11 protein-coding genes are annotated in these 11601 nt (G+C 58.1%); 2 read left to right on the top strand and 9 right to left on the bottom strand.

Annotated features, from left to right (window positions below; genetic code table 11):
- Positions 1 to 646 precede the first annotated feature (646 nt).
- The 7 genes from ABD059_RS04750 to ABD059_RS04720 form a co-directional block, all read right to left on the bottom strand.
- Positions 647 to 1978, bottom strand: a complete 1332-nt coding sequence (locus ABD059_RS04750) for an ABC transporter permease (RefSeq protein WP_343878168.1) — start codon at positions 1976 to 1978, stop codon at positions 647 to 649.
- Positions 1975 to 2652: an ABC transporter ATP-binding protein gene (locus ABD059_RS04745; protein ID WP_343878167.1), complete on the bottom strand. Its 678-nt coding sequence runs from the start codon at positions 2650 to 2652 to the stop codon at positions 1975 to 1977. The genes ABD059_RS04750 and ABD059_RS04745 overlap by 4 nt, the downstream gene beginning before the upstream one ends.
- Positions 2649 to 4253, bottom strand: a complete 1605-nt coding sequence (locus tag ABD059_RS04740; protein ID WP_343878166.1) for an efflux RND transporter periplasmic adaptor subunit — start codon at positions 4251 to 4253, stop codon at positions 2649 to 2651. Before ABD059_RS04740 ends, ABD059_RS04745 begins: the two co-directional genes overlap by 4 nt.
- A complete protein-coding gene (locus tag ABD059_RS04735; RefSeq protein WP_343878165.1) occupies positions 4254 to 5240 on the bottom strand; it encodes a hypothetical protein in 987 nt (328 codons plus the stop codon).
- Positions 5241 to 5325: 85 nt separating this feature from the next.
- Complete coding sequence (locus ABD059_RS04730) at positions 5326 to 5604, bottom strand: hypothetical protein (protein ID WP_343878163.1); 279 nt, start codon at positions 5602 to 5604, stop codon at positions 5326 to 5328.
- Between the two features lie 144 nt (positions 5605 to 5748).
- A complete protein-coding gene (locus tag ABD059_RS04725) occupies positions 5749 to 6039 on the bottom strand; it encodes a hypothetical protein (protein ID WP_343878162.1) in 291 nt (96 codons plus the stop codon).
- A 399-nt stretch (positions 6040 to 6438) separates the two neighbouring features.
- A complete protein-coding gene (locus ABD059_RS04720) occupies positions 6439 to 6918 on the bottom strand; it encodes an SRPBCC domain-containing protein (RefSeq protein WP_343878161.1) in 480 nt (159 codons plus the stop codon).
- 728 nt (positions 6919 to 7646) lie between these two features.
- On the opposite strand from ABD059_RS04720, the gene ABD059_RS04715 reads away from it, so the two are divergent.
- Both ABD059_RS04715 and ABD059_RS17710 read left to right on the top strand, forming a co-directional pair.
- On the top strand, positions 7647 to 7997 hold the full coding sequence (locus ABD059_RS04715; RefSeq protein WP_343878160.1) for a hypothetical protein: 351 nt from the start codon (positions 7647 to 7649) through the stop codon (positions 7995 to 7997).
- A 196-nt stretch (positions 7998 to 8193) separates the two neighbouring features.
- Positions 8194 to 8853: a GNAT family N-acetyltransferase gene (locus ABD059_RS17710; RefSeq protein ID WP_377959537.1), complete on the top strand. Its 660-nt coding sequence runs from the start codon at positions 8194 to 8196 to the stop codon at positions 8851 to 8853.
- A gap of 847 nt (positions 8854 to 9700) precedes the next feature.
- Here ABD059_RS17710 and ABD059_RS04710 read toward each other — a convergent pair.
- Positions 9701 to 10417, bottom strand: a complete 717-nt coding sequence (locus ABD059_RS04710; RefSeq protein WP_343878158.1) for an EAL domain-containing protein — start codon at positions 10415 to 10417, stop codon at positions 9701 to 9703.
- Between the two features lie 258 nt (positions 10418 to 10675).
- Positions 10676 to 11428, bottom strand: coding sequence for an alpha/beta hydrolase family protein (locus tag ABD059_RS04705; protein ID WP_343878157.1), 753 nt, complete (start codon positions 11426 to 11428; stop codon positions 10676 to 10678).
- Positions 11429 to 11601 lie beyond the last annotated feature (173 nt).

The following is an 11601-nucleotide window of genomic DNA, read 5'->3' as shown; positions in this document are numbered from 1 at the left end:
GTTTGAGACAATCAACAACATGGTGCTAGCCGCCTAAGAAACTATCAACCCCACGAGTCAACCAAACCGTGGGCAGTCCCAACGTTACTCATACTTCGGGGAGAATCCAATAGAATCCGCGAAAAAAGTTCTGCCGCAAACGCAGCGAAGCGCCTTACCCTAAGCGCAAAAGTTGAAGGGAATTGTAAAGTATCTCTATTGATCTCGCAATCGTCTTTGGTCTTCAATGTTGATTACTCTTGCATAAGGTGGCTATCGCACCGGTAGTTTTCTTCGCTACTTGACCTGATACCACTACGCCACCCATAGACACCCGAGTGCGTAGACGGCGCATACCGTGGCACGCCGAGTGTTGGCGGTGCTGGGGCGAGGATCATCGCGGTGATCGGGGGTAAATTATTTGTGTTGTCTGATCGGAGGCGAGATCATCCGTAGTTACGCGGTCGTGTCGTGAACGCGGTGAAGAAGTTCGATAGAGCGGCGAGAACTACGCCGGGCAGCGGAGCAAGGGCGAAGCCCCTCCGCTCTTGGGGTCGAGGCCATCTCTGCAGGTGTTCACTGGACGCGGCAGCCTTCGTTCCCATCAAGATCTCGGGCTGAAAGCCCCGTGCGGTGATCGTATTCGGCGACGGATGGAAATGGTTCGTCACGTTCCTCGTAGGGCTGCGACGGGTTCGATACGTGTTGCTTTGCGGGCGGGGAAGCCTCCGGCTATGAGTCCCACGATTGCTCCGAGGAGTGCTCCGCTGGTGGCCACGAGCGGGTTGACGACGGGTGTCCATTGTTGGGATAGGGCTATGGTGATGATGGCGAAGACCCCGGTGGTGGCGCCGAGGAGCCCGCCGAGGAGGCCGATGATGATGGATTCGGTGATGAACTGTGTGGCGATTTGTCGGCGGGTGGCGCCGATGGCACGGCGTAGCCCTATTTCTCCGGTGCGTTCCATGACGGAGAGCATGGTGACGTTCGCGATTCCGACGCCTCCTGCGAGGAGGACGACGACTGACAGGACGACGAAGATGAGGTTGATGTCGGCTTGTACATTGTCTGCGAGTTCGGATCGACCTTGCGGGGCTGCGATGTCAACATGGTCTGGTGCATCGGGTGCGAGGGCGAGTGCGGCCTGTTCAGCGATCTGGGGGCCGGCGCCGATGACGATGCGGGCTTGAACGTCTCCTGGTGCTTTGAGGCCGAAATCGGTTCGGGCTGCACCGGTGGAGATGATGACGCTGTCGAGGAGTTCGGGGCGTTGTTGGACGTCGCCGAAGACACCGACGACAGCGTAGGGGAGACCGTCGATGAAGATGGACGGTTGGGAGTCGACGCGGGTGATCCCGAGGCGGTCCGCGAGTCGATCGCCGAGAACGGCTACGCGGTCGTGCCGTTGGTCGTGTCCCTCGTCGAAGACCCGGCCGTGGAGGATGGTGCCTTCAAGTGCGTCGATGAGCCCGGCGGATGTGGCGAAGACTCGAGGTGGCGCGGTGCTGGGGGCGGAGGGGTCATTGATGGGTACTGCGGTGACGGTACCTTCTTGGAGTTTCACTTCTGTAATGAGTGCTGCTTGCTCAACGCCGGCGAGGCGCTCTATGCGTGTCACCGAGTCCCAGGGCAGGGTGCTGGTGGCGACGCTGTTTCCGTCAGCGTTCTGTGCCTGAGCGGGTGAGGCGATGATTTGGGTTGCAGCGAACGCGTCGAAGCGTTTGGCGAGTTGTCCTGCTGTTGTTTGTGCGAAGCCGATGGTTACGACGAGGGCTCCGATGCCCAGGATGGTTCCTGCGAGAGTCATCAGCAGTCGCCCGGGTCTTGTTCCGAGGTCGGAGGTCGCCTCGATGAGTAGGTCGATGAAGCTGAAGCGGTCTACTACCGGTACGGGTTGGACGAGGCTCTGAGCTTGCGTGCTGTCACTCGAGGGGAGGGTTTCGGTTGGCGTTTCGCCGACCGTAGGAAGATCTTTGCGGTTGAGGGGGTGTCGTCTCATTCTGGGGTACTTACCCGTCCGTCAGCGATATGAACGCACGTGGGTGCGCGCTGGGCAACGGCCAGATCGTGGGTGATGATGATGAGGGCGAGACCGTCGGTGACGAGTTCCTCGAACAATTCCATTACATCCGTGGTTGTTGTTCCGTCGAGGTTGCCTGTAGGTTCATCTGCCAAGATCAGGCTGGGTCGGGTGACCACTGCACGCGCGACGGCGACGCGTTGACGCTCACCACCGGATAGCGTGCCGGGCAGGAAGTCCACGCGGTGGCTTAGACCCACCCGGTTCAGGGCGTCTCGTGCCCGGTCTTCGCGTTCTGTACGGGGCGTTCCGCTGTAGAGCATGGGCATCATGACGTTCTCCAGCACCGAGCGTCGTGGCATGAGGTGGAAAGCCTGAAACACGAATCCGATGCGCTGGGCTCGCACCGCGGCCCGCGTGTCCTCGTCAAGCCCTCCGGTGAGATGCCCATCAAACCGGTACTCTCCGACGCTTGGCCGGTCGAGTAGCCCCAGAATATTGAGCATGGTGGATTTCCCGGATCCGCTGGGGCCAACGATCGAGAGGTAGTCGCCATCGTTGACGGTGAGGTTGATGCCCTTCAAGGCTTGGACTTCGGGTGGGCCGGGAAATGAACGGGTGACATCGCGCAGCTCAACGAGGGCAGTGCTCACTTACCCACCACGACAAGGTCGCCTTCGGTGAGGTCACCCTCGATAGGGGTGACTTCCACGGCCCCGGATGTTGCCAGTCCGCTGCGGACAACGACAAGTCGTGTCGTAGTCTCTTCGCCGTCGCGTGGGTCTCCCTCGGTGACTTCGACGCGGGTTTCACCGCCCGGGCCTGCGCTCAGAGCCGCGTAGGGTACGGACAGCACGTCACCGTCAGTGGCACCGACAGCAATAGATACTCTCACATTTGATCCTTGAAGTTCCTGGATTTGTTCAGGAGTCAGGGGATCCGGCTGCAGTTCAATAGTCCACCGTGGCGACTCGCCTTCCCCAGCTGCCACGGCCTTGATAGTCGCCTGGTGAACGGTGCCATCCGGCAGCTCGAAGGTAGCCTTATCATCGACTTTCAGCAACCGGGCATCGGCTTCCGCCGCTGAGCCGGACAGGCCCAGGGTCGCGCCGGAGACAGTCATCGCAGGTCCCTCAAGGAGCGAACCTCGTTGGGCGGTAACGGCGTCGACTCGGCGAGGAAGCTCGGACAGATACAACACCTCACCGGCAGGCAGCGCGGGAAGGGCGGCCTGCTCGGTCCGGGTCAGTTCCTCCTGCGCCTGCGTGAGCTGTGTGGCTGCCACGTCAACGGCGGCCCGCTGCGGTGCGTCGGTACGATCGGAACCTAGCTGTTGCCGGCGCAGCTCAGCCAACTCGAGCGCATCCACTAGATTACCGAGCTGAAGAGGATCCTGCGGGTCAGCATCCTGAGCCGCGGCGAGTTCACGACGTGCACTAGCCACCGTATTGTCAGCTTCGCGAACTTCGATAAGCGTCGCGCCGACCGGGGTCGTGGCAAGCTCGTTTTGCGCTGTGAGGAGTCCCTGTTCCGCGGCCCGCACAGACTCCTGTGCTGCCCGTACAGCTTCCGTGGCACCTTCTTCTGATTCCGGGGCGGAGTAACCGGCTTCCGCGTAGAGCGCCGCGACGGCGTTGGCTGCGTCAACGCCAAAGACCGGGTCCGCCGGGTCGCCGGCGTCGATACCGATCGTTCTGACAGCCGTCTTGAACTGCACGACATCCGGGCCGGACACACCGACCTGGAGGGTGCGATAGGCAGGAAGCTCGCCGGGCAGAACGATCACCGGTCGTCCGGCGACCTCGAGAGCGATCGACAGTGGTTCCAAGTCTGTGCCCTCTTCGGGTACCTGACCAGTAACGACTGCCGGCCCAGAAATAGAAGAGGTGTCGATGCGTACCTCGACAGGATCGGCGTACGCGACTTCACCGCGGATAGTGACGTCATTGCTGAGCTGCCCGTACTCGACCGGGACGGTGACCAGACCCGGGGTGGGGGGTTCGGCGTCGGCGGCAGCGTCAGCCGGGGAAACCAGAAACCGGCCGAGTAATAGACCAATCACCAGGCTCAGGGCCGCAGCGGCGACAACAATCCATAAGGTTTTGTTGCGCTGAAAGACGGCAGCGACTCCTGCCGACACTGAGGATCGAGTAGGAATGGGTTCCTGCTCCTGACCTGTGTCATCGAGGACCAGATCAAGGCCGGCAGTTTCCGCATGCTGCTCAGCTGAGCGGTCGCGCCGGGACCGTAGCACCTAGCTTCCCTGCTCGAGGTCAGCCCGGAACGCCTCGAGTTCTGTCTTGTGGTCATCGACGAACTGCTGCTCCTGGGCGAACTGCACATCCTGGAGCTTTTCCTGGTAGTCCGTTTTGTCTCGGCAGTCGAGATCGACGAGGGCGAGGTCAATCTCCTTCTCGCCGAGCTCCGTCATAGCGACCTCGTCGGGTCCGGTCTCTGCTGTATTTTCGTAGAGCGAGTTCATCTGATCATTGATGCTGTTCTGGGCATCCATTTGAGCTGAGAATCCTGGCTGGCCCGCGTCAGCCATGCACGAGGACCATGCGGCGTCTACGTCGGCGAGTTCCGGGGAGCTCATCATGTCCTCGTAGAACCCGTTCATCGCGTCCATGAGTGGCTTGTGCGCATCGGAGGCCATCGGGTCCTCGATTCCGCGTTCGTTCTCTGCCCACCCGTAGCACCCAGCTGTCGTCCAGTCCCATTCCATGGCTTCCTCATCGACGGGGATGTCTTCCTCGTCCGGGACGGGCCCAGATAGGGCCTCGTAAAATGCTTCCTGCTCGGATTCAGACAGGCTCGAGACATAATCAGCATTCGCGTCCGCATACTCCTCTTCGCCGGAGGGCATGTCATCGCGTCCAGGGTAATTGATCATCCCGTACCCGTACTGGGACACCCACTCGCGTGACTCCGGATCCCACTCCTCGCCTGCAGCAGGTACCGCCATCGACGCGCTCTGCAGATTTGGGGTGTACTCGAACCCTTCCTCCGTCATGCACTGCGCCACCAGTTCCTCCCGCTGGCGCTCGTCCTCGGCAAACTTCTTTTCCTGCTCCTCAGGGCTCAGATCCCCGCCATACGCGGAAGAAAAGAACTCTGACAGAGGCGATTCCTCTACGGCGGTAGACGTTGTGTCAGACGGTGTCGTGGAACATGCTGACATCGCCACCGACGTCGTCAGAATCATAAACGCGGCGGCGGTGGCGCGGAGACGAATGTGCATGGTCTTTCTTTCTGTAGTGAGAGCAGTAGCCAGCATGCTAGCTCTGGTTTAGCAATGGTTTCGCCCTCCTCAAGATTGAGAAGGGCTACCTCGGGCCGGTACCTTCCTTGGCGAAGGGTTGAACGAGATAACTCGCGGCTGCTGTGGTGATGATAATGGATAGCGCGATAGCGGCCAGCACCACATAGAGGCCGCCGAGTACCGCCGTGGGAAATGATGCATCGTGAAGATAGCTGATGCCGCCCGTCGCGCCGAGAGCCCAGAAAGTCGCTCCAAAAAATAGTGCGAGCAGCGAAGGGGTAACCCCACGGTGAACAGCCAACCAATGCGTCTGTCTGCCGAACGGCGTCTTCTGATTCCCCATCCAGTTAGTATCCGGCCTTGTGGGAGCACAAACCGCTCCCAACCACTGGCCGACGCATATCAGAAGTGTAACGATTACCAGCAATGCAGGGCCCAGAGGCCCTGCGGGACGAGCATTGCAAAACATCGCAAAAAGTAGTGTCGATCAGAACGTGAAAACTGCTGGTTCGGACAAATGCTCCGGGCTTAATGGGCCGCCAGTTCCTGTCGTCGCGGCCGGCAGGATCTTTTCTTTTTTGCTGCTGTCCTTATGTTGTTGAGCAGGTAGTTCGCGGGGCAGTTGTAGTGTCTTGGCTACCCAGGGGTGATGGGTATGGCTTTTGCTGCTGTGCCGGACAGTTGTTACGGCTTCGAAGGATTGGCCGCCTGTCGCTTCGATGATGGCCCGACCGCTGATTGAGAGACGCGACAAGAAATGATCGCTGGATAAGGACACGACGGCGAGGTTATCTGCTGGGCTTCATATTCGAACGATGAAGGGAGACCGCTTTGTTGCAACTGTGGGCCGGGATAGACGCCGGCAAAACCTGTGACTGTCAGTTGGAAATGGCGGGTTTTTGACAGTTCATTTGGCGGTTCCGGACCTCATCCCGCTAACCGCTTACTACGTCATGCGGGGAAATCCCGGAGCCGACGTCATCAGGAACCGCCATTCCCAACTGTGAAAAAGCCGCCAGACGAAGTTAACAGTTACAGCTCAAAGACAGCTGAAGCAGGGGGCATTTGATGCTAAGTTTCCCGACGACGAAATAGCGACGTCCATAATCGACCCTATTTGAGACACCTGAGACCCTGTCCACGGTCGGTTCACGGCCCTAGTCCTCGAGGCGATCGTTTACTGCGTGGCCCCTATCTCGTCTTCGTCGAGACCTTCAACGAATACGCGGAGTTGTTCAAGGGCCTTCGTATGACCATTGCGATGCCCATCGATCATGTCGACCCCAACGAATGAGGTGACCTGATCTGTGAGTTGCACTTGCGTAGCCCCGTCCCGGCTCTCGAACTGCCATGTCAAGAGTGCCGCCGCGAGGACCTGGCCCTCGACTGCCACTACGTCGGTGTGCACAATCAGAAATTCCGTAACGATCTGAAGATACTCGGCTATCCCGCTGAATTCGAGGGTCTCCGGCGGGCCACACCGGTACACGTCCCGACCTCCAACGCCGAAGTTAGATTCGTCGTACACCTGAGCTTCCCCCTCTGGAACGCCCCAAACAGTGCGCTGCGTCGAGTCTGCAAAGGCAGCCCAAACCACGGAAAGTGGAGCGTCAAGCAAGCGCGAGAACGTCAGGGTGTCGTGAGCAATGGAGGTCATCACAGTTCCTTTCAGGGGTGCCGTCGTCAGCAAGCGTGTCACATGGTCTTGCGCGAATCGAGTATCTGAAATCGAACTGGTCAGAACCGACCGGTTCTGAGACGGTCCGTCGCTACGCTCCAGCGGGTACACCATGCGCGACATGGCGGCCGTTCTTGGATTGAGTCACCAACGCGTTTCACAGCTCGCCAACGACCACTAGGCAAGATCACTAGGCAGAGGAACTCCACTGTGCGGGACAAGCCCTCTGCAGGCCCCAGCTCCCGATAAGGCCGCGAAGCTGCTGCACCAGTACCGGCCTCCTCGGGGGAGTGTTTCGAAGAGTACGACGACGACATGATGGGCCGGGGCTGGCTCATTGACGGTTGGCGGGATCTGATCGAGCCGCTGGTTAGATCGGGAGGCTTGTGAAAAAGCGAAATATCCAACGCTAAGGGTTTGTGGATCGTCGTAGTGGCCGGTATTTGCCTGGTTTGATCTGGTTGGTACGCGGCCAGGTGTAGTCGCCGATGAGGTTGATGTGTTCCCATCCAAGGGGTGAGAGGAACCGCAAGAGGGCAAATTGGGTTAATTGCCTAGGAGTCCCTAGGGCTAGCGGAGATCCATCTGGGGTGGAGGCATTCCAACCCGATGTTCAAGAAAGGAGCAGCAAAATCTGCCGTATTGCTCTTGCTCACAGCCGTTTCTCCGACGTCTCAAATACGATTCGTATAGTGAACAATGACTGGATGAGTAACTACAAGGTTGTCGATACCCAGTTCGAGAAGCGCCGTGATGTCGTGAGTCTGGTTCAGATCGTTCACGCGCCGATTAGGCAGCCATCTGGCGAAGTGAAGACTTTCATCTTGAGTGCGAATGTCAGCCGCCATAAGTCTGGGAAGTGGGGATGGTCCAACGGTTCTGCATCAGTCCTTGATTCCGATGGTGAGAGCTGGGGTGGAATAGTGAACGTCAACGAGGACGATGTAATCCACCTCGTTCCGTCGCCAAAGGACAGCAACGGTGATCACCGAGCTGCGCTCGAAGACATCGCTGCAGGGCTGTTTGAGCGGGCAATCCGAGTCCTGACCATCGACTAACGTCTTTGCTTGCTCATGCCCAGTGGTCCGTCCATACGGGGCAGGCCTGCATCCCAGCGACGGCGCTACTTCTGGTCAAGTCACCTGCTTGTGTGGACTTGATCGTATTTCGGCGGTGTTCCGTGAACGGTAAATGGCGGGGTCGTGCGTGATGTGCGCCCTAACCACCGGTTACTACTGACAGAATGCCGCCGAAATGCGATCCATCCACACATTGAAAAGCCTTCCGAAGCGGGGCCGGAGCTCAAACTGGGATACTGGACGAATGTCAGAAGGGATGCCCGAAGCTGGGGCCAACATCGAACACGTTATCCATACTTCAAGTGGTCGGCTGGTATTGCGTCGACCTGTTCCTAGCGATGCGGACGAGTTATTCCGAATGTACTCAGACACTCGCCTCATTGAATGTGACCCAATGCTCGCTCACCCCTCAATCACCCATACCCAAGCAGTCCTCCAACGCAGAATCGCTGAATGGCAACAGTATGGGCACGGATTGTGGGTACTCCTGGAAGGTGACGCGGCGGGCGAGGTGGTCGGGATGGGTGGCTGCCAGCTGCAGGCAGACATCGCATGGAACCTATCCTTCAGTCTGCGTCCCCAAAGCTGGGGGCGAGGCTACGCTCAGGAAGTCGCTTCAGCTGGCATAGGACTAGCCCAATCGACTCGTCCGGAACTTCCGATAACGGCTGTTGTCGCTGAATGCAACGAACGGTCCCAACGGGCGATCGAAAGAGTTGGACTCCACAAAGAATGGCAGGGTCCGGACAACTACGATCCTGACCCTGCGGCAATGATGCTGCTGTACGCCGACCGCGTTTTATCCCATGATCAAACTTCGGCCCTAACCCGCTAGCGACCAATGTAAAGAACAAGCGAGAGATTCGATTCTCTTTGTCCTGGAGGTTGCCGTGGCTGGCTACTAACTGTCATCCCAACAGCTTTCCATGTGGTGGCCTCCGAACGCGTCTAACAAACCATCGGCACCGGACACCGGTCGCACCAACGGAGAGGCGCATGTCCGACTCGGTACTATATGAACACGGCAACCGGTAAATCGTGAACTGTACTCAGGTTGAAAGGGGCCAGGGGATTCTAAAAAAAACACCCCGAAATAGAACTTGACGCCCCCGGAATCGTCCGCAGCACAGCTCATAGAGGGATCCACCATGTCAACGAGGCGTCAGAGAAGAACCGAGAACTGGATCTACATAGCCATCGCCATAGGTTTTGCAGCTAGCACCGTCAATGCACTCATCACGAATACTTCCTCATGGCTGACCAGCCTCTTCCTCTTAGGATTCATCATCTTTGCGACGATGAGTGCCCGAATATTGTGGCTCGCGAAGAAACCGGAATCACACTAGCTCAGGCACGAATGGATTGGGTCAGGTCGCGAAGCAGCACTTCCTTCACTTCACGAACGAGAAGAAGTCGACATCGATCCAGATGCATCTAGGTTTGGGATTTACGGAACAGGAACGCCAGTCAACGATCCATGGCGCTTTCACAGATAATCGTGAGACTAAATTGATTCTCTTCCAAACCACCTAGCCGGCCATGCACCACTGAGAAAACGACCCGAGGTACCGTTCCGATTTCCTCGTCGTGCCTTATCCGTCCGCATTACACAAACCATGGTTTGTCAGAGGCTAGGGGAGTAGCCGGTGCGGGAAATTTGCGAGTATGCCGTCTGTGGGTTGCTAAGCGGCACTGGTGACGTTGAGAGCAGGCCACGACTGTATCTGTGGGAGTTCCTCGAATGCTGGCTTCGCGAACCAGTATCCTTGGAAGAGGCGGATGCCGGCTGTCTTCAGAACTAGGAACTCCGCTTCGGTCTCAACGCCTTCTGCGAGCACTGTGATGTCGAGTGCTTTGGTGATTCCCATGATGCCAGCCACGACAGCCTGGCGGGCCGGACTGGTGTCGATTCCGCGGATGAGCAACATGTCGATCTTGATCAGGTCTGGCTGGAAGTCGACCAGGAGTCCCAGTCCCGCATGACCTGCACCAAAGTCATCGATGGCGGTGGTGAAACCATGCTTGCGATATTCGGTGATGATGTTCGTGAGGTGAGCGGTGTCCAAAACCTCCTCATTTTCGGTGAACTCGAACATGACTGACGACGTCGGGAAACTGCATCGCTCGGCCGCGAGCAGCGTCGCACGAAGGCATGCAGCTGGTTGGTAGACCGCGTTCGGCATGAAGTTGATGGAGAGCATCAATTCCTCGCCCGTAGGAAACAGGCGCGACGCCAGCTCGATTGCCTTGACACGACAGTCCTGGTCGAAGCGGTATTTTTGCTCTGGCGAGATCTTTGACAGGACGTCAAAAGCACCCTCACCGGATAAACCTCTGACCAGCGCCTCGTAGCCCCATACGCGACCGGCAACCGCGTCATAAATTGGTTGGAAGGCCATGCTGAAATCGAAGTCGAGCTTCGAAGATGTCGTGCAGCCGTTGCATGCCATGTGGAGCCCTCCCTCACTGGTTACATCCACCGTAGGGCACAACTGTTTCGATTATGGCGGCTTGATTCGAGACCACTTCTGCAGCGCTTCGGTGTGGGTGCGTGATGACCAGTAAATTGGCGCCATGCGGGCCCCCGCAAACGATGGTTTCAGGGACGCGTCGGCACTCAATATGTGAGTGCTTCATCATCTGTTAGCTAATCGTCTTCAGAATCGGAAGTATGCCCCGATCTCGGTGAGAATCGTGTCCCATTCCTCCCATGAGGGGGCGTGCTTCATATCTGGCAGCTCAAGCAGGTTCGCGGTCGGCACTATTTTTGCCATGCGTCGACTTTGGGAAGGCGGAGTCATCACATCGCGTGACCCAGCAACTATGAGCATTGGATGTACCAGCCTTTGGACATGACTGATCGGTGATGATTCATGCCATTGAGAGGGCTGAAGTGTCGCGGCCAGATATCTCCTGACACCTTCATAGGACGTGCCCTGATAAAAGGAGGGAAGGTCACTAGGAGAGTTCACAATCACCACTCCACCAAGCTCGTCCTGGTCAGCTGCGGCAAGGCACGCCATCAAACCGCCCATCGAGAATCCGAGCAAGACCACCGACGAAACTTTGCGGTTCTGGCGGATCCAAGAAAGCACCTGCCCAATGTCCTTCGCCGCACTGAGCCCGTAGTCGTCGGTGCCGCTGGATCCACGCCAACCACGTAGGGAGACGCTGATGGCGGACCAGGACCGAGAGCGGATCTGTTCCGCCACATCCTTCCAAGCGGAAGCGTCTTCTCCCCAGCCATGAAGCAGCAAGAAGGCCGGAGCTTCATGGTCAGCCCACCATGCATACCCTCCGAGCACCACGTCAGTGAGACGAAGGGACAAGGGAGTGGCTCCGGCTATGTTCGGCAGCGATCCTTCCACCTCGGGATTAGGTTCGTTGCCGCCGTAATTGGATGACCTCACAACCACGATCATAGGGGGCTGTCGCTCCGGGAAACGGAGGGGTGTCACACGAGGCGATCGGAACATCCAATTCAGGAACACCAACCGCCTTCTGGAGTGGTCCCCGAAAGCTGGACTCCTAATTAAATGTTATGCGTTTGCGGGGTTTTGGGCGAGGTATTCGTCGGGGCTGA

The sequence above is a fragment of the Arthrobacter flavus genome, from assembly GCF_039526005.1.
Classification (GTDB): Bacteria; Actinomycetota; Actinomycetes; order Actinomycetales; family Micrococcaceae; genus Arthrobacter_D; species Arthrobacter_D flavus.
Note: the sequence above shows the minus strand (reverse complement) of the source record. Positions and strands in the feature narration are given on the sequence as shown.

What these genes read in the sequence shown, in the direction of transcription:
- ABD059_RS04750 (WP_343878168.1), bottom strand. Translation starts at nt 1,978, where the DNA reads ATGAGACGACACCCCCTCAACCGCAAAGATCTTCCTACGGTCGGCGAA.
- ABD059_RS04735 (WP_343878165.1), bottom strand. Translation starts at nt 5,240, where the DNA reads ATGCACATTCGTCTCCGCGCCACCGCCGCCGCGTTTATGATTCTGACG.
- ABD059_RS04730 (WP_343878163.1), bottom strand. Translation starts at nt 5,604, where the DNA reads ATGGGGAATCAGAAGACGCCGTTCGGCAGACAGACGCATTGGTTGGCT.
- ABD059_RS04720 (WP_343878161.1), bottom strand. Translation starts at nt 6,918, where the DNA reads ATGACCTCCATTGCTCACGACACCCTGACGTTCTCGCGCTTGCTTGAC.
- ABD059_RS04715 (WP_343878160.1), top strand. Translation starts at nt 7,647, where the DNA reads ATGAGTAACTACAAGGTTGTCGATACCCAGTTCGAGAAGCGCCGTGAT.
- ABD059_RS17710 (WP_377959537.1), top strand. Translation starts at nt 8,194, where the DNA reads ATGCGATCCATCCACACATTGAAAAGCCTTCCGAAGCGGGGCCGGAGC.
- ABD059_RS04710 (WP_343878158.1), bottom strand. Translation starts at nt 10,417, where the DNA reads ATGGCCTTCCAACCAATTTATGACGCGGTTGCCGGTCGCGTATGGGGC.